The following is a 16,911-nucleotide window of genomic DNA, read 5'->3' on the forward strand; positions in this document are numbered from 1 at the left end:
AAGATCGCGAGTTTTGTAAACTCCTGAAAAAATGGAATTTTTACATACTTCCACCATTCCGCTGACGGCAGGTTAATAAATCTTTTTTATAGTAGTCACGAACCTAAAAATGAGAATAGTGGAGGTCATACGCTTGAAGAAGATGGGTAAGTTTGTTTTGCCTTTATTTTTGACAATCTCCGTGATCCTGAGCGCTTGTGCAAGCAACGCTCCGGCGAACACTAGCGGAAATGCATCGGCCGAATCCGGTCAATCGAATGCTGCGTCTTCCAATGCCGGATCCAACGCATCCACGAATGCGGCTGACACGTCCGCAGATACTGGCTACGTTCCTGAAACGCTGACCGTCCAATTTGTGCCTTCGCAAAACGCTGATACGCTGGAAGCTAAAGCGAAGCCGCTCGAGAAGCTGCTGTCCGACCGTCTGGGCGTTCCGGTTAAAGTCAGCGTGTCGACTGACTACAATACGATCATTGAAGCGATGGCTTCCAAGCAAGTGGATGTCGGCTTCCTGCCTCCCACGGCTTACGTGCTGGCCAAAGAAAAAGGTGCCGCCGAGGTCATTTTGCAAGCACAGCGTTTCGGGGTACAAGATGAGACCGGTGCACCAACGGATGAACTGGTAGATTTCTACAAAGCGATGATTATCGTCAAGAAAGATTCCGACATCCAGTCCGTGGCCGACCTGAAAGGCAAAAAAATCGCCTACCAAAACGTAACGTCTTCCGCCGGTTATGTCTGGCCGGCCGCCAAGCTCCAAGAAGCTGGCTTGGATCCGCTGTCCGACGTGGAGCCGATCACGGTGAAAGGCCATGACCAAGGCGTTATCGCGGTCCTGAACGGCGATGTCGATGCTGCGGCGATCTTCCAGGATGCCCGGAACACGGTCGTGAAGGATTATCCAACCGTGTTCGAAGACACTCGCGTGCTGACGTACACGGAGCCGATTCCAAACGATACGATCTCCGTCCGTTCCGACATGAGCGCCGAATGGGCGCAAAAGCTGAAGGATGCCTTTATCGAGATCGGCAAAGATCCGGAAGGGCACCAAATCATCGCGGATATCTACACGCATGAAGGCTATGTCGATTCCAACGACAGCGTGTTCGACATCGTCCGCGAGTATAACGAGAAAGTGAAAACGGAATAGGCAATTGTACGAAATTTGACGAATAGCCCCTGCAAGCCAGTCGGAGCACTGTATGCTCCCGGCTGGCTGTGCGTTTTTCCAGATTATTTTTTGTGAAAAAGGAGCCCAAACGTGATAGAACTGCGCAATGTAACAAAAACGTATCCGAACGGCACCAAAGGTCTGGATCAAATCAACCTAAAAATCGAGCCCGGCGAATTCGTAGCCATCGTGGGCTTGTCCGGTGCCGGCAAATCGACGCTGCTGCGGTCCATCAACCGGCTGCACGACATTTCGGAAGGCGATATCCTCATCGACGGCAAGTCGATCACGCAAGCCGCCGGCAAGTCGCTGCGGATGATTCGCCGCGACATCGGCATGATCTTCCAAAGCTTCAATCTCGTAAAGCGCTCCTCCGTGTTGCGCAACGTGCTGGCTGGCCGGGTCGGCTACCATTCCACGCTGCGCACCCTGTTTGGCCGTTTTCCGGAGGCGGATGTGGAGTTAGCTTTTCAGGCGCTGGAGCGCGTGAACATCGTGGAAAAAGCCTACGTCCGGGCCGACCAGCTCTCCGGCGGACAGCAGCAGCGGGTGGCGATCGCCCGCGTATTGGCGCAGGAGGCCAAAATCATCCTCGCCGACGAGCCCGTGGCGTCCCTGGATCCCTTGACGACCAAGCAGGTCATGGATGATTTGAAGCGCATTAACGTCGAGCTTGGCATAACGACGGTCGTTAACCTGCATTTTATCAACTTGGCGCGCAGCTATGCCACGCGCATTATCGGGCTCCGCGCGGGCCAGGTTGTCTTCGACGGACCTGTGTCGGAGGCGACGGACGAGCGGTTCGCGGAAATTTACGGCCGCGCGATCGACCGGGAAGAGCTGTTGGCCAGCCGACTCCCGGGGCCGCAAGTGCTGGAGGCGCAGGCTTGATGCACACGAATCCACGTCCAAGCACCGATACGAAGGCCAAAGCTGGAGCAAATATTGCTCCTAGCGCTGATGCCCATGTCAGTACGAGCGCCGACACTAAGACCAATACTAACGCCTACACCAACGCTAACATTAACGCCAGTCTAAGCACTAACCCGTCCGGCCAAGCCGGCTTTAATCAGAATTGGCCCCAGGCCCCCAGCAAGCTGAGGCATTATTTGACCGCTGTGATCATTCTGCTCCTGCTGTGGGGCAGCGCTGTGGACACCGACGCCTCGTGGGGCAAGCTGATCCAGGGCTCGCCGAACATGCTGGATCTGCTGCGGGAGATGTTCCCGCCGAAGTGGAGCTACTTCGACAATATCGTTCCGGCGATGCTAGAGACGATCCGCATGGCGCTGATCGGCACGACGTCTGGCGCGATCCTCGCCGTACCGGTGGCGCTGCTCTGCGCCTCTAACCTCAGCCGCAGCGCTTGGATCTACCAGCCCGTCCGCTTCTTACTGAACCTCGTGCGGACGATTCCAGACCTGCTGCTGGCGGCCATTTTCGTCGCCATCTTTGGGCTCGGCCCGCTTCCCGGCATCATGGCGCTGACCGTCTTCTCGTTTGGCCTGATCGCCAAACTGACATACGAAGCGCTGGAGACGATTGACCGCGGGCCGCTGGAAGCGATGACGGCCGTCGGGGCCACGCCCGTCCAGCGGATCGCCTTTGGCGTTGTGCCGCAGATTCAGGCCCATTTTATTTCTTACGTGTTGTACACGTTCGAAATTAACATTCGCGCCGCGGCGGTGCTGGGTCTGGTTGGGGCCGGCGGGATCGGACATTATTACGAAGTCACTTTAGGTTTCCTGGAGTATGACAAGACGTGCATGATCATCTTGTTTACGCTCGCGGTCGTCCTGTTGATCGATTATGCAAGCACTAAACTGCGGGAGAAATTATTATGACGACAAACACAACGACTTGGCAGCACAAAGTGCCGAAGCCCAAAAAGAACCGTTACCGCTGGCTGATCTATATCCTGCTCCTTCTTCTCTATGTATGGGCTTTTGCTGGAATCCCATTTGACGGAATCAAACAAACGGCCGGCCAAATTACAAAGTCGATCCTCTCGGGCTTGTTCTCGCCAGATTGGGATTACGTCTATTTGCCGGACGGGGAGGATCTGCTGCGCGGCCTGCTGGAGACCCTAACCATCTCGATCCTGGGCACGTTCGTTTCCACACTGGTCTGCCTGCCGTTCGCCTTCTGGGCGGCGGCCAATCGGGGCAAGTCGCGTTTCGTATCCGGCTCAGGCAAAATGCTGCTCAGCTTTGTCCGCACCTTCCCGGAAATCGTGATGGCGCTGCTGTTCATCAAAGCGGTGGGACCTAACGCTTTTGCTGGTGTGCTGGCGCTTGGGCTGCACTCGGTCGGCATGCTCGGCAAGCTGTTCGCCGACGAAATCGAGAACATGGATCACGGTCCCGCCGAAGCGTTGATCGCAGCCGGGGCGAACCGCCAGCAAATCCTGTGGTTTGCTGTGCTCCCCCAAGTGCTGCCGGGATTCCTGTCCTACACGCTGTACCGGTTCGAGATCAACCTGCGCTCCGCGACGATCCTTGGCGTCATCGGTGCCGGCGGCATCGGCACCCCGCTGATCTTCGCCCTGAGCTCGCGGGATTGGGAGCGCGTTGGCATCATCCTGCTCGGAATCATCGCGATGATCACTCTCGTGGACTGGATGTCCGGTTACCTGCGGAAGAAGCTGGTCTAGCCCTAAATCATCAGCAGCCATCCCCGGCCAGTATACTTTGTCTTGCCCTAAGCTTGAACTAGGTCTTGGTATGGACCTGGCCTTGGCGTGGGTTCTGGTGTCGCTCTGGTGCAGCTCTTGTTCCGCTCTGGTGCTGACGCCGTCTCTGAACTGATGCTGGATCTGGCCCTCATTCTATATGATTTTTCGAATACATTTCCTCGAATCCCCGCCAAATCGCTCATTCTATATGAAATTTCGAATACATTTCACCACTTCGCTCTCAATTCGGCCTAATATATATGATTTTTCATATATATTGGGCCATTTCCATCCACTGAGGCCCAAATGTATATGATTTTTCGAATACATTTCCCCAAATCAGCGCCACCCCGCCACTCACACCAAATCCGGGCTCAGCAACGAACCCACATACTCATATGAAGTGACGCGTCCGGAGCTCCCTTTGGCTATGGCGCGGAACTTCCCTTTTTCCACGAGGATTCGGCAGTACTTAATGACTGTCAACGTGTGCAGCTCCAGTTCTCGCGCCACCTCGGTTGGGCGAATGACCCGATGATGGCGAATGGCGGCACGCATGAGCTCCCTTTCAATCTTAGTGTAGGCCCGCGGCGTCACATCCAGGGATCCCCCCTGAACGACAGATAAATACGGTGCCAGAATACTCCGCAAGGAGGAGAGGATAAACGCAGGGTTCTCCTTCATCTCATCCAATGCAATGTAGTAGATCTGAAAGCCTTGGGACTGCAAAAACAGCCCCCTGTTCAAATCCATCCGATATTTCGTTCGATCCGTGCCATGAGAGCCGTAATCCATAATTTCAAACACGACCCGTGCAGTTCCAACCTCCCACATAAAATCTGCAAAGTAGGATCTCCCCCGCCAATCCTTCACCTCGTATTCGGGATGCAATCCGTCAAAGTGTCCCACCAGCGGCCACCAAATCCGCTCGACGAACAACCGATTCCCATAACCATGCCCTCGCCGAAGTGCATCCAGGCGCTCCCCCGTTCTTCGTTTCATATGCTCTTGCAGCCAGGTATCATGTTCCGCTTCGAATCCCATTTGAAACCCTCCCTACATATCCATAGTAAAAAATAAAAAGCCCCGCTCCTCTCCATCTTAGAAAGGAAACGGGGCAGGCTTTGCCTCACGTAAGTTGCTCTATTGATACTAGTGTGACACAGGAGAAAAAGTTACGCAATAGGATCTCGGTCGTTTCCGCGCTGCGCCACGTTGACTTAAACCCCAAGCAGCTCGCGAATCTGCCCCTCGATGCTCTCAGGTTCATCTGTTGGTGCGAAACGCTTAACGACCTTGCCGTCCCGATCCACAAGGAACTTCGTAAAGTTCCATTTGATCGACTTGGAGCCCAGCAAGCCCGGGGCTTCCTTGGTCAAATGCTTGAACAGCGGATGAGCGTTCTTTCCATTCACATCGATTTTCGAAAATAACGGGAACGACACGCCGAAATTCAGCTCGCAAGCCTGTGCCACCTCTTCATCTGTCCCGAGCTCCTGGTTGGCGAACTGGCTTGAAGGAAAACCTAACACCGTGAAGCCTTGGTCCTTGTACGTATCGTGCAGCTTCTGCAGCCCTTTAAATTGCGGAGCAAACCCGCATTTGGTCGCCGTATTCACAATCAGCATCACTTGGCCGCGATAAGGCTCCAGCGTTTGCACTTGGCCTTGAATTGTTTTGACTTCAATATCGAATAATGACATCCATGACACCTCCATCACCAATTTAATTAAGTGTAATTTAATTGTATACAATCTATATGCGCGTGTCAATTTCGACCTCTTCTCTTTACGTAAAAGAAGAAGCAATGCTATAATGGCTCAACAGCAATTACATTGTATGCAATTAAATGGCAGGTGGATATGGATGAATACAGACGAAATGTTGAAGCTGGAGAATCAGCTTTGCTTTGCTTTTTACACTTGCTCCCGGGAGATTATGAAGCTGTACCGGCCTTTGCTGTCGGAACTCGGCTTGACCTATACGCAATACATTACGTTGCTCGCGTTGTGGGAGCGGGACGGGATCACGGTGAAGGAGCTGGGTTCGATGCTATACCTTGACTCGGGCACCTTAACTCCGCTGCTCAAAAAGCTGGAGCACATGAACCTGGTCACCCGGACGCGCGACAAATCCGACGAACGCAACGTCATCATCGCGTTAACCGATGAGGGCAAAGCCTTGAAGGACAAAGCCTGCACCGTACCGATGCGGCTGTTTGAAGGCACCCATGCCGAGGTGGAGGACGTCATTTCCATGCACCGACACATCAACGAGTTTCTCCGCAAAATTGGCGGCGGCTCCGTTCAACCCGAACAATCTGAATAAGCCCAACCTAAACCCTCCATAATAGGAAAGAATCACGGAGTAACCAATGGAGGAGATCAGCATGCTCGAAAATCTCGAGAGTGACTATAACTGCGCCAACGCAGGCGAGGACCTGCACCGGTTGAAGCAAGAACTTGCCGAGATGCGAGGCTTGGGCCACGCCGATCAGGAGACGCAGGAGAAAATCAACCGGCTCGAAAACCAAATCAAGTTTATCATGAACAAATGCGATATTAACCATTAAGATGGTAAAGCACCCGTTTACGCCGCTGAACAAGCGTGTGGTAGGCGGGTGTTTTGGGGGCCGGGGATAGATCGAAGCCCAAAAGTGTGTTACGATTTGCCTGACATCAGAAGGGCTTCCCCTTGAAAGCGCAAACACAGCTCGATGCGGAGAAAACACCGGCCGCTTCCGCCGACGCCAACCCCCGCGCCGCTTCTTCCAAACGAAATTATGTATTCCAACTGTTAACGGTCTTTATCGGTTTCTTGATCTTTGGCTTCTCGGAAAATATTAAAGGACCCGCGATCCCGCGCATCCAAACCGACTTCGGCCTCGACGAGATGCAGATTGGCACGCTCTTGTCGCTCAACTCGCTGGGGTATCTGCTGGCTTGCTCCTTCACGGCTTATTTAACACGCAAATGGGGCGCCAAAACGGTGACGATGCTCGCCTTTGGTTCCATGGCCGCGGCTGGGATCCTCATCTTTGCATCACGCAGCTTCCCGGCGTTATCGGGCTCCTATTTCCTGATGTACATCGGCAACGGGATGCTCGAGATCGCGCTCGCTATCTTGGCCGCCCGCATTTTTGTCGGCAACACCGGTACGATGATGAACCTCGCCCACTTCTTCTACGGGCTGAGTTCAACGGTAGCACCGTTGATCGCCTCGGGGCTGATGACCGTCTCGATTGGCGGGCATACACTTGATTGGAGCGGCATGTACTTAATCATGCTGTCCCTCTCGGTGATCCCGATGATCCCAACGCTGCTAAGCCGGTTCCCCGGCGAAGAAGAACAGGGCGGCGAGCGGGTTCCGTTCACACAGCTGATGCACGATCCGGCGATCTGGTTGATCGTGCTGGTGCTTTCGTTTGGCGTAGTGTCGGAGCTGGCGGTAGGCGGCTGGCTGGTTAATTTTTTTGGAAAGAGCATATCACTGGAACACCACAATCGCATCCGGGATGCTGTCCGCTTTTTTCCTTTGCTTTACGTTCGCGCGGCTGGCGGTGGGACCGGTTACCGATAAGATCGGGTTTACGCTCTCCTTGATTTTGTTGCCATCTGGGCTGGCGAACCCGGAGCTTTCCTGTTCGCAGCGGCCGGCATCGGTATCGCCCCGATCTATCCGACCGTCATGGCGTTGATCGCCAAGAAGTATCGCTCTTCCAGCGATTCAACCATTACCTTCATCGTTACACTGATGGTGGTGGGCAATGTCATCGGCAACTATCTGATCGGCTGGATCACGGACGGGACTTTGTCCCCTGCTTCAGATAATTAGGCTGCTCACGGCAAACGCCATGCCGATAAACACCAAGCACAGCAAGGTGCCTACCGCAACGTTCCCCTGCTTCAGCTGATCGGAAATCTTAAATCCTGGGGTTACCAGTTCAAAAATCCAGTACGACGCCACAAGGCACACATAACCTACGGCAAACCACAGGACCATATGTAGTATGAAAGTGTTCGTAAAGGCGGACACCCCCAAAATGATCGCCGTGCCCAGGAATTTGCCGCCCAGCGCCAGGGCTACGGCGACATTGCCTTTTTTCAACTCCTCCATGTCACGGTACGGGGTCATCCAATTGAAGACCACCATCCCCAGCAATTGCAGCAAAATCATCACGACGACACTAACCACAATATTGATAACGATCGTCAATTCGCCCACCCCCGAAATTTCGCAAACGCCAAATCATAATCGGCAAAATCATGCACTTCCTCCAGCACAACCGACACCGTCTTCGCGTTCTCTAATGCCGCATACCGCTCTTCGTCGATCGGCTGCTTGATCCGGTTCCCGGTTGGCAGCTCCAACACGGCGAAGCACCGTGTTTTGCCTTGATATTCCGTTTTGTACACGCCAACTAGGTCGACGTCGGTCGTAACCGATACCTTCAGCTCGGTCAGGTCTTTCTCGGCAGACGCCTGATCCGGATAAGACTTCAGCGTCGTCCAGGAGGATAAGCGCACTTCGTTTTTCTGGTTTGCGTCCGTGGTCAACTCGGCGTCCATAAACTGCAGGATCCAAATTTTATCCCCAGTGGCGTAATTGTTGTCATTCGGCAGCAGATCGTTATCGGGCAAAATCGTCATATCACTGCCCACCAGATCGCCGACCGTCGCTTCCACGATTTTATAATCCCAAGGTACGCGAGCGGTCGTTAACTCCGACTCCGAGCCGCTCTCGGTAGAGAAGACGCTGGTCGTATCCCCGCAGGCTCCAAGTAAGCCCACCGACAACACCAGCATCAACGTAACGAGGAAACGCCGCGCCCAAGGCTGCTTCGAACTATGCATCTATTTCACTCCTAACGCGATAAAATGACTGGTATTGCCCGTAATCGGTCCGCCGGCCCGCCCCAACAAGCCGCAAGGCGTCCCGTTCAGGACGAACAGACCGGTCAGCAAATGGCGCTCGCCGAAGACGGTATCGATTCGCGCCAGCTCGGCTCTTTTTTGATACACCGTAGGGAACAAGACGCTGCTGTCAAAGCCCTCCTGATCCTCCAGCTCCAGCCGGCCCTCCTCATCAAACAAGCGGACAGAACCGCCTTCACGCCCAAACATCGACTTGGATACGAAGCCGCCGGCGAAGACTGGCTTGTTGTAGGTCGGCAGCATGTACTTTGCTATCGCCTGGCGTTCCTCCGCATCAAACAGCAAGCCCAGCTCGTAAAGCCCCCAGACGGCGGCAAGCAAGCCTTTGGATTGCAGCAAAATGCTGTGCGGCCCGTTGAAGATGGTCAGGCGACCGGTTTCAATCGCGTAGCTGAGCGCCTCGCCGGCATCGTCCACCGCCATCCATTCTTTCGGGTACAACGCGAACATGCGCTCAATGGTACGACCGTCCTTATTTTTCAGGTTGCCTTCGTCAATCCACAGCTCCAGGCAATCCTCATAGTGCAAATCCAGTCCGCTGTGCCGTCCCAACGCTTCAATCGTTCCGGAATCCTCCAGATGCCAGCCGTAATCGACGCAAGCCACGGTATCCGGCCGCTCGATGGCCCAGGCTTCCGCGACCAGGTCTTTCATCCGCGCATTTGGCGAGTCGTATCCTGCCTGCTCCATCAGCCACGGGGTGGCGATCGAGGCTTCGACGTAACCGGTCGGCGTATCCGCGTTCAGCTCCAGCAGCTTGATCGTGCCGTCGTTGGCCACGGCAAAATCAAACCGCGCGTAACGGCTAATCAATCCCGGCTCCGGGATCGGCAGCTCATCAAGCATCGTCCACAGAATCGGCGGAATCCCGATCAGCTCATACAGATCCGGCCGGCGATGGACGTAGCGTGCGGCTTTGTCGAGAATGCGCCACAGCGCAGCGGCGGCCTGCTCGAGCTCCGCATAGGTCTCCTTTGGCATCAACACCAGCTGATCGATCCAATACTCCTCTTCCTCGAGATCCGCCCAGGTAAACCCCAGCTCGGCCAGCTTCGCCACCCGCTCGCTCCGGTCAGGATGCGGCCGGCCCACGACTTCGAAAATGTTGTTCCCGTCCGTCATCCGCCGAAGAACCCCTTGCTGGTACCGCTGGATCTCGAACCGGAAATCGAGCTCTTGGAAGAGCCGGACGAGGAACTCGACGACGAGCCCAGCGAGCTGGATTTCCCGCCGATGCCGCCCGCCTTCGAGGAGGTCGAGCGCCGGACGATGGAGCCGGTCGACGAGGTCGAAGTCTTCGGACGAACGACGGAGCCAGCCATCTGTTTATTTTGGAACGTCTCGCTGGAGTACGTTTTCGGCTTGTACGGCGTCGACGTTCCGGCATAATAACCGCGGTGGTTGTCATACCAGCGGCTGGACGAATAGCTGGACCCGCTGTTAAACAGCAGGTGATACAGCAGCATATCGTCCCAACCGAATCCCCCGCCGTAATGATTGATGACGGTGGTGCCTCCGGAGCCGTTTGAGGCGTTTGCGCCGTCCGCGCTGCCGCCCCCCGAGGTCTCCCCAGATGCCTCTTCATCTTCCTCCGCCGGAAGCGGGATGTTCCAGTCTACATTTTTGTCGAAATATTGCTTTACTTCCTCCGTCGACCAGGCAACGAGCTTCGGTTCGTCGGCCGACGTATCGCTCCCCGCAGCCGTAGCCCCGGCCCCCGGAATCAGAAACGCGTTCGCCAACAGCGCGATGCCAAGCGAGGTGGACAAGACGCGGATCGGCTTCCCTTCCGGGGTCAGAAATTTGGATGCGAACGGCTCCTTCGCCGTTGTCTCTTGTGCGGCAGTGATTTCCGTTCGTGTGGCTTCCTCTTCTTTTGCCAAGACCCATTCCCTCCTACGAAAAAAACTCAGCTTATTCGTGCACAACCGGAACGAGCAGCAGCTCCAGCTTGCCCTCGTCGACATTCAGCCGACCTTCCACCGTTTCAAACTCCCGGTTGCCGACGACCAAATAGTTGACATGCTCCAACGCAGCGACCATATTAGCGTTCCAGACGCGCTCTTCCAGCTCCCGCAGCTCGCCGTCCGGCAATTTTTCGTACAACTTCACACTCATGCCGTTCTCCAATGCAGTTCACCCTTTCGTTATACACACTAAATATTGTTACGCGCACATTCCCGCTTCGTTTCATCCTTTATGCAGGGAGAAGGTGGGAATGAACCAGGGAGTGGACTTGTTCAGCTCTAAGGTTCGGCGCCAGGTGACCGTAAACAACCCGCTAAGCAACAGTTGAAATTCTCAGTTGGAAAACCCTTCCGTTAGCTTACGTCCGTTACTGGAGAAATGCAATGTTAAAATGGGTGGGCGCGAGCACCATTAATCTGTGGGTCATATCCCTAACGTACTCCCACGCTGGACGGAACCATCTGCCGGCACTATACTGAAGCTAAGACGAAGCACGTCCCGTATAGCTCAAGTTTGAACCAAATTCAAGGGCTGGCACCATGACCTTTAGGTTGATGGCGCGCCTGGCGATTAAGGATCAAACTGCAAGGGCTAATGCGGGGCGTTTTTTATTGGAGGAGGCGATTGGCTGATGAGTTCTATGAGTTTTGAGGAAAAGTACACGGCATTTCTGGAGTATCATTTGGCCCGGAGATCCGGGGAACGCCGAGGCAGGCTCGAACGTGGACATGCCCATGCGGAAGCATTGTTCCTGCGGAATGTATGGTGGCCGCTGCGCAGCAACTTTGAAGACCTTCATCCGGAATACGAGGTCAGCGATTGGCGGGGGCGATCGTACTTTGCCGACTTCGCCTGGTTGCCGGGGAACGGAGAGTTAAAGCTGCTATTTGAGATTAAGGGCTACGCTACACACGTCCGCGACATGGACCGGCAAAAATACTGCCACGAACTTAACCGCGAAACGTTCTTGCACGCCATGGGCTACCAGGTGATCTCCTTCGCGTACGACGACGTTGAGCAACGCCCGGAGCTCTGCATCAACCTGCTGCGCATGGTGCTCAGCCGATACCACCCGGAACATATCCCCGTGACGCGCGGTTTGCTGGCGGAAAAGGAGCTCATCCGGCTTGCCGTGCAGCTCGCACGACCAATTCGTCCGGTGGATGTCGAACGTCATTTCGAGTTAAACCATAAAACGGCGGTTCAAATGCTGCAGAAAGTTACTGCTAAAGGATGGATGAGACCGGTTTACCGCGGAAAGGGGGAACGCATCGTCAAATATGAGCTGGTGCGTGGGGTGGTGAACTATTTGTGATGGAGGGTGCTGTAGTGGAACGGTGGGATGACCGGAATGAGGGGCAGTGAGGGGGTGGCTAAAAAGTTATTAGTGAGTGATTAGTGAGTGATTAGGAGGTAATGTGGCGGGATAAAGTGGACGGGGGGATGGGGCTAAATGAATTAACGGTAAAAGCTACTGTTAATTTAGGCGGATCGCGGGGTTTTGTCACAATTAGCGGTAAATCCTGCTGTTAATTTAGCCAAAAACCGCGATATGGGGCAAATATGCCGAAAATAACGGTGGGTTTTACATGTAATTTGTGCGGAGAGCTCAAACTTGCGAAATTAACGGTAGGTTTTGGAGCTAAATTAGTTTACGGGATGTCGGCACAGGTTGGAGAAGGACTATCCCCGCCAAAAAAGCAAAGGAGGCGGCCCCCGCCTCCTTCACCGAGCACAAACCAAATACTCTCCCTGGTGTTACACCAGGAACATCGCCACCACGGTGGTCACGACGAGGCCGATGAGCACCGGCTTGAGGTTGCGGCGGGCCAGCTCGAACGGACTCACGCCGCAGATGGCGGCGGCCGGGATGAGCGCCCACGGGATCAGCGTGCCGCCGCCGACCCAAATGGCGGCGACCTGCCCCAGCGCCGTCAACACGGCCGTGCCGGAGCCGATGGCGGTGCCAAACAGCTGGGCGATCGAGCCGGCCAGCGATATGCCCGAGAAGCCGGAGCCGTCCAGGCCGGTGATCGCTCCGGTAACGGCGAGGGTCACGGCGCCGATGATGCCGTTCAGCGGAACGACGTCGGCCAATGCCACGCCGAGGTCGTTCACGATCCCATGCGACGTTTCGGGCAGCACCTGCCCGAACAGCTCCTGAAACGCCGCGTCGCCAAGATAAAAGAACGCGGCGATCGGGATCACGGGGCCAAACACCTTAAAGCCGAAGGTCAACCCTTCGATCAAATACGAAGTGACCTTCTCCAGGCCCCGGTTCCGGTGTGCCAGCAGCGTCACGCCGATCAGGATCAGCACCGCCGTGCCGCCAACCAGCGCCGTCGCATCGCCGCCTTGCAATTTCAGCAGGAACATGGCAACGACGTCGGCGGCGAACAGCAGCGGGATCAGGAGGGCCAGCCATTTTTTCGCTTGAGGGGAAATGGCTGCGCGATCCTCTTTGCTCGTCGGACGATCCTCGCTAAGCACACCACCTGTGCCTTTTCCGGCCACCAGGCCGTCGCGCCACGTGCCGTTCCGCTGATCACGGCGCATCATCCAAAAAGCGGTCACCGTGCTCACCAGGCCCATGACGAGAACCAGCGGCACGCTGGCCGACATCACGCTGGAGACGGGCAGGCCCGCGGCGTCCGCCGTCAGCTTCGGCGCTCCCTGGATGATATAGTCGCCGGACAAGGCGATGCCATGCCCAAACAAATTCATCGCCATCGCCGCCCCCAACGCCGGCAGCCCAACGCGAATCGCTACGGGCAGCAAAACGGCGCCGATCAACGCAACCGCAGGCGAGGGCCAGAAAAACAGCGAAGTCACCAGCATGATAATCCCGATGCCCCAATACGCCATCGATGGCGTGCGAATAAACCGCGTCAAAGGGGACACCATCGTTTCATTGATGCCCGTGCGGATCAGCACCCGACTCATTGCCACGATGATCGAGATGATCATGATCGTCCCCATTAGCTCCTTGGTCGCATAAATAAACGAATTAAAGATGCCCGAAACCGAGCCGCTGAGCGTTTGTGTCGCAAGCAGACCCAACGTAAAAATCCCCGCCACACAAATCATCGTCGTATCGCGCCGCTTGATCAACAACGCCATGATGAAGACGATAAACGCCAGATACACATAGTGAATCGCCGACAACTCTATCCCTATCATGGAGTCACGCCCCTCTTCCTGCAAGTGTGCTATATGCTATGCAGGAGCCCAAGCAAGGGTTCGGCCCATGTCGAGGTATAGAGCAACCGATTCATGGCTACTTTACATGTTACTTAATTGTGATACTAAGTTTATTAGAATTATCCGCCTTTAAGCTCGCTTCAAGACCTTTAACAAGGCTTTGCAACGGTACATAAGTGACTCCTTTGACAATCATTGGAGCCACATTAATCGTTTCAGCTTCCCCATTGTAATACACTTTTTTGCTTCCTATTGTAAATGTGACCTTATTAGAATTTTTACTTACAGTAATGACACCACTTTTGGCATCATAATTAAAGGTTGCACCTAGTAGATCAGAAATTTCACGCAGAGGAACCATGTTTGTATTTTGATAAATGATTAAATCACTATTAAAATTTGCTTTCTCCCCATTAATAAATACAGTCAGTTTAGATTTCTTATAGGTTGGCTCTGTCGATTTGGGGGCAGAGGAACCTTTGGAAGAGTGTTTGGTAGAACTTTTAGAGGATGAGGAGGAAGAAGAGGATTTCTTACTAGAACTAGAAGAAGAGCTTCCCCCATTATGGTAATGATATTCGCCCGTTGTTAATCCCTATTTTGCGCAATTTGTCCGACACGTATGACCGCCATTAGCATCCGTTCGACCTGGATGTGCATTAGCTACAGTGCTAGACAAAACAAATAATAGTAAAAAAGAACTGAGTAACACTTTCTTTTTCATTGATAGAATCCCCCATTTAGTATAATATTCCAAGGTAATAGTACCATGTATATAATATTGAGGGAATGTTTACTAAGGCCAAAAATTGCCTTTTATGAGGAATACACTCTATAGATTACTCAAAGCAGCGGGGCCTTTGTGTTCTATCACAAAGGCCCCGCCTGTTCTGAAAAAATGGCTATACCAAATTATAATCTCGAATCTTTTTATATAGCGTCCCACGGGAAATACCCAGCAGCTTGGCTGCATTGCTCTTATTCCCCGCCGTTCGCTCCAGCGCTTCCTTCATAAGCTCCATTTCCTCTTCGGGGGTGATGCGCGGACGCAGCATCTTGTCAAGACGATCCGCCTGTTCCACAGAGGACAGCTTCGTTCCCCGCCCGAAGTCGGAACCGGCAACGGCTCCGCTGCCAACCGGCATGCCCACCGCAGAGTCCGCCGCTGCGAACTCCAGCTGAGCTTGCCGCTGCTGCAACACCTCCGGCAAGTGCTCCAGCGTGATTTGTTCGTTCTCGCTTAAAATCACACAGCGCTCGATCACCGCCCGCAGCTCGCTTACGTTTCCCGGCCAGTCGTAATTCGCAAACGCCAGCATCACCTCCGGCGAAACGGCCGGCAGCGGCTTCTGATACTGCAACGAATACACGCGCAAATACATTTGCACCAACGGCCCCAGGTCCTCCCGACGCTCACGCAGCGGCGGCACCTTCAGCGACACCACGTTCAGCGCGTAATACAAATCCGCACGGAATTTGCCCTCCCGCACGAGCTGGCCCAGATCCTGGCTGGTGCCGGCGAAGATTCGCACCGATACCGGCACGGCTTCCGCGGCCCCAATCCGCGTGATCGTCCGGTGCTTGATGTAATGAGCTAACTTCTCCTGTACGTCTAAAGGTAAACACTCAATCTCATTCAAAAAAATCGAGCCGCCGTCCGCCGCCTCCAGCCGACCAGCCTGACCCGACGGCTGTCCCGAGAAGGCGCCGCCTTGATAGCCAAACAGCTCCGCTTCGACCAATCCCGCCGGGACGGCCCCGCAGCTCAGCGACAGGAACGGCCCCTCCGGCCGCGCGCCGGCGCGATGGATCACCCTGGCCAGCTGCTCCTTGCCCGCTCCAGTCTCCCCGATCAGGAGCACGGTGGAGTCGGTTTCGGCCAGCTTTTTGGCCAGTTTGATCACTTTGCCCATGCTTTCGCCACGCCCGCTGATTAAGCCAAACGGATCCTCGTCGCCGATCCGCTGGGTCAACAGACGGGACGTCGCTACCGTCAATTCGTCGTTCAGCTTCACAAGATGCGTAATATCCTGCTCGGTCGCCACGCCGCCGATAATCCCCCCGCCCGGCTCCACGATCGGCGACGCATTGATCAGCACATGCGTGCCTTCCCGCGGACGATGGTAGGCCCCGCGCAGCCGCCGGCCTTCATCCAGAATCCCCAGCACAACCAATGCGTCGGGATCAAAATGCTCACCGATCGTGCGGCCAACGATGTCCGCTTTGGCGATCCCGTACACTTCTTCCGCCACCGTGTTCCAGCCGATCACCGTACCGTTGCGGTCCACGACCGTTACCGCATCACTGACCGTCTCCAGCAGGGCGTCAAAATACGCCTCCGCCCGCTGCTGCCGGTCCGCCGCTATTTTAAGCAGGTCGATCATCGGAAGATACCCAACGGGCTCCTGTCCATCATTGACCACCAACGCCGGCCGCCCGCTCGTATCTGCGCCGGACCATCGGGATGCCAGTTCGCTGATCGGAAGCGCCAGCTCCGACTCCTTGAACACAACCGAAACGACAAACTTCATCCCGTCAAGCCGCAGTCCTTTGCCGATACTCCCTTCGCCAAAAGCTTCAAGCCGCCCGGCATCATCCGGCGTCAACAGATACAACGCTCCGTCCAGCTCGACTGCCGCCGCCTGACCGCCCTGTAACGCTGCAAGTAATGCACTTGTATTTTCTTCCGGTTTGAAACGGGTCAAGTCCTGCCGGAAGGATATCCGTTCATGATTAAACATAATTACCTCACGCGTAATGAAATTTTACTTGTAAATCTAACACGAAAGCAGGCGAGGTTCAATATTCCCGTCATAAAGATTGGACCTTCACTCAGCCTGGAACTGTTCAATATTGAACATTTTTTCTTTAAATTAAAATTTTTTTGTTTATTTTTTCAACTTATATTGTTCAAAAATCTAAAATATTGTATATTTTGTGTACAATGAGAAATGGAAAAGGAT

17 protein-coding genes and 1 pseudogene are annotated in these 16,911 nt (G+C 54.5%); 8 read left to right on the forward strand and 10 right to left on the reverse strand.

What is annotated here, in order from left to right:
• Window positions 1–133 precede the first annotated feature (133 nt).
• From ACL02P_RS16615 to phnE (ACL02P_RS16630), 4 genes are all read left to right on the forward strand, one after another.
• The gene (locus ACL02P_RS16615; RefSeq protein WP_339300629.1) at window positions 134–1,150 is read left to right on the forward strand and encodes a phosphate/phosphite/phosphonate ABC transporter substrate-binding protein; all 1,017 of its coding nucleotides are present in this window, start codon (window positions 134–136) and stop codon (window positions 1,148–1,150) included.
• A gap of 111 nt (window positions 1,151–1,261) precedes the next feature.
• Window positions 1,262–2,062 carry a phosphonate ABC transporter ATP-binding protein gene (gene phnC / locus ACL02P_RS16620; protein WP_412837738.1) on the forward strand — a complete coding sequence of 267 codons (801 nt, stop codon included), beginning with the start codon at window positions 1,262–1,264 and terminating at the stop codon, window positions 2,060–2,062.
• Window positions 2,062–3,015 carry a phosphonate ABC transporter, permease protein PhnE gene (gene phnE / locus ACL02P_RS16625; RefSeq protein ID WP_412837739.1) on the forward strand — a complete coding sequence of 318 codons (954 nt, stop codon included), beginning with the start codon at window positions 2,062–2,064 and terminating at the stop codon, window positions 3,013–3,015. Before phnC ends, phnE (ACL02P_RS16625) begins: the two co-directional genes overlap by 1 nt.
• Entirely contained in the window at window positions 3,012–3,824 is an 813-nt protein-coding gene (gene phnE / locus ACL02P_RS16630) for a phosphonate ABC transporter, permease protein PhnE (protein WP_412837740.1), read from the forward strand. The genes phnE (ACL02P_RS16625) and phnE (ACL02P_RS16630) overlap by 4 nt, the downstream gene beginning before the upstream one ends.
• 378 nt (window positions 3,825–4,202) lie before the next feature.
• On the opposite strand, the gene ACL02P_RS16635 is transcribed toward phnE (ACL02P_RS16630), so the two are convergent.
• Window positions 4,203–4,889: a hypothetical protein gene (locus ACL02P_RS16635; RefSeq protein WP_323078120.1), complete on the reverse strand. Its 687-nt coding sequence runs from the start codon at window positions 4,887–4,889 to the stop codon at window positions 4,203–4,205.
• A gap of 176 nt (window positions 4,890–5,065) precedes the next feature.
• Window positions 5,066–5,548: a glutathione peroxidase gene (locus ACL02P_RS16640; RefSeq protein ID WP_009223548.1), complete on the reverse strand. Its 483-nt coding sequence runs from the start codon at window positions 5,546–5,548 to the stop codon at window positions 5,066–5,068.
• A gap of 163 nt (window positions 5,549–5,711) precedes the next feature.
• On the opposite strand from ACL02P_RS16640, the gene ACL02P_RS16645 reads away from it, so the two are divergent.
• The 3 genes and pseudogenes from ACL02P_RS16645 to ACL02P_RS16655 form a co-directional block, all read left to right on the forward strand.
• On the forward strand, window positions 5,712–6,173 hold the full coding sequence (locus ACL02P_RS16645; protein WP_009223547.1) for a MarR family winged helix-turn-helix transcriptional regulator: 462 nt from the start codon (window positions 5,712–5,714) through the stop codon (window positions 6,171–6,173).
• A 61-nt stretch (window positions 6,174–6,234) separates the two neighbouring features.
• Window positions 6,235–6,417: a hypothetical protein gene (locus ACL02P_RS16650; protein ID WP_036644291.1), complete on the forward strand. Its 183-nt coding sequence runs from the start codon at window positions 6,235–6,237 to the stop codon at window positions 6,415–6,417.
• A 221-nt stretch (window positions 6,418–6,638) separates the two neighbouring features.
• Window positions 6,639–7,652 (forward strand): annotated as a pseudogene (locus tag ACL02P_RS16655) (MFS transporter); the annotation flags it as partial.
• Window positions 7,653–7,667: 15 nt separating this feature from the next.
• On the opposite strand, the gene ACL02P_RS16660 reads toward ACL02P_RS16655, so the two are convergent.
• Genes ACL02P_RS16660 through ACL02P_RS16680 form a run of 5 tightly spaced genes read right to left on the reverse strand, consistent with a single transcriptional unit; the run spans window position 7,668 to window position 10,897 of the window.
• The gene (locus ACL02P_RS16660) at window positions 7,668–8,060 is read right to left on the reverse strand and encodes a DUF350 domain-containing protein (RefSeq protein ID WP_412837741.1); all 393 of its coding nucleotides are present in this window, start codon (window positions 8,058–8,060) and stop codon (window positions 7,668–7,670) included.
• Window positions 8,057–8,698, reverse strand: a complete 642-nt coding sequence (locus ACL02P_RS16665) for a signal peptide protein (protein ID WP_323078123.1) — start codon at window positions 8,696–8,698, stop codon at window positions 8,057–8,059. The genes ACL02P_RS16660 and ACL02P_RS16665 overlap by 4 nt, the downstream gene beginning before the upstream one ends.
• On the reverse strand, window positions 8,699–9,901 hold the full coding sequence (locus ACL02P_RS16670) for a glutathionylspermidine synthase family protein (RefSeq protein WP_412837742.1): 1,203 nt from the start codon (window positions 9,899–9,901) through the stop codon (window positions 8,699–8,701).
• Entirely contained in the window at window positions 9,898–10,662 is a 765-nt protein-coding gene (locus ACL02P_RS16675) for a hypothetical protein (RefSeq protein ID WP_412837743.1), read from the reverse strand. Before ACL02P_RS16675 ends, ACL02P_RS16670 begins: the two co-directional genes overlap by 4 nt.
• A gap of 31 nt (window positions 10,663–10,693) precedes the next feature.
• Window positions 10,694–10,897: a hypothetical protein gene (locus ACL02P_RS16680; protein ID WP_036644144.1), complete on the reverse strand. Its 204-nt coding sequence runs from the start codon at window positions 10,895–10,897 to the stop codon at window positions 10,694–10,696.
• A 490-nt stretch (window positions 10,898–11,387) separates the two neighbouring features.
• Between ACL02P_RS16680 and ACL02P_RS16685 the strand changes: the two genes are divergently transcribed.
• Window positions 11,388–12,062, forward strand: a complete 675-nt coding sequence (locus ACL02P_RS16685) for a hypothetical protein (protein ID WP_036644286.1) — start codon at window positions 11,388–11,390, stop codon at window positions 12,060–12,062.
• Between the two features lie 443 nt (window positions 12,063–12,505).
• On the opposite strand, the gene ACL02P_RS16690 is transcribed toward ACL02P_RS16685, so the two are convergent.
• The 3 genes from ACL02P_RS16690 to ACL02P_RS16700 all read right to left on the reverse strand — a co-directional run bounded on the left by ACL02P_RS16690 (window position 12,506) and on the right by ACL02P_RS16700 (window position 16,689).
• Window positions 12,506–13,924 carry a hypothetical protein gene (locus tag ACL02P_RS16690; RefSeq protein WP_412838257.1) on the reverse strand — a complete coding sequence of 473 codons (1,419 nt, stop codon included), beginning with the start codon at window positions 13,922–13,924 and terminating at the stop codon, window positions 12,506–12,508.
• A gap of 112 nt (window positions 13,925–14,036) precedes the next feature.
• Window positions 14,037–14,309, reverse strand: coding sequence for a copper amine oxidase N-terminal domain-containing protein (locus ACL02P_RS16695; protein WP_412837744.1), 273 nt, complete (start codon window positions 14,307–14,309; stop codon window positions 14,037–14,039).
• 541 nt (window positions 14,310–14,850) lie between these two features.
• Window positions 14,851–16,689, reverse strand: a complete 1,839-nt coding sequence (locus ACL02P_RS16700) for a sigma-54 interaction domain-containing protein (RefSeq protein WP_339300639.1) — start codon at window positions 16,687–16,689, stop codon at window positions 14,851–14,853.
• Window positions 16,690–16,911 lie beyond the last annotated feature (222 nt).

Source organism: Paenibacillus sp. MB22_1, from assembly GCF_047200555.1.
Taxonomy (GTDB): domain Bacteria; phylum Bacillota; class Bacilli; order Paenibacillales; family Paenibacillaceae; genus Fontibacillus; species Fontibacillus phoenicis.

What these genes read in the sequence shown, in the direction of transcription:
- phnE (WP_412837739.1), top strand. Translation starts at nt 2,062, where the DNA reads ATGCACACGAATCCACGTCCAAGCACCGATACGAAGGCCAAAGCTGGA.
- phnE (WP_412837740.1), top strand. Translation starts at nt 3,012, where the DNA reads ATGACGACAAACACAACGACTTGGCAGCACAAAGTGCCGAAGCCCAAA.
- ACL02P_RS16635 (WP_323078120.1), bottom strand. Translation starts at nt 4,889, where the DNA reads ATGGGATTCGAAGCGGAACATGATACCTGGCTGCAAGAGCATATGAAA.
- ACL02P_RS16640 (WP_009223548.1), bottom strand. Translation starts at nt 5,548, where the DNA reads ATGTCATTATTCGATATTGAAGTCAAAACAATTCAAGGCCAAGTGCAA.
- ACL02P_RS16645 (WP_009223547.1), top strand. Translation starts at nt 5,712, where the DNA reads ATGAATACAGACGAAATGTTGAAGCTGGAGAATCAGCTTTGCTTTGCT.
- ACL02P_RS16650 (WP_036644291.1), top strand. Translation starts at nt 6,235, where the DNA reads ATGCTCGAAAATCTCGAGAGTGACTATAACTGCGCCAACGCAGGCGAG.
- ACL02P_RS16665 (WP_323078123.1), bottom strand. Translation starts at nt 8,698, where the DNA reads ATGCATAGTTCGAAGCAGCCTTGGGCGCGGCGTTTCCTCGTTACGTTG.
- ACL02P_RS16670 (WP_412837742.1), bottom strand. Translation starts at nt 9,901, where the DNA reads ATGACGGACGGGAACAACATTTTCGAAGTCGTGGGCCGGCCGCATCCT.
- ACL02P_RS16680 (WP_036644144.1), bottom strand. Translation starts at nt 10,897, where the DNA reads ATGAGTGTGAAGTTGTACGAAAAATTGCCGGACGGCGAGCTGCGGGAG.
- ACL02P_RS16685 (WP_036644286.1), top strand. Translation starts at nt 11,388, where the DNA reads ATGAGTTTTGAGGAAAAGTACACGGCATTTCTGGAGTATCATTTGGCC.
- ACL02P_RS16695 (WP_412837744.1), bottom strand. Translation starts at nt 14,309, where the DNA reads ATGGTTCCTCTGCGTGAAATTTCTGATCTACTAGGTGCAACCTTTAAT.
- ACL02P_RS16700 (WP_339300639.1), bottom strand. Translation starts at nt 16,689, where the DNA reads ATGTTTAATCATGAACGGATATCCTTCCGGCAGGACTTGACCCGTTTC.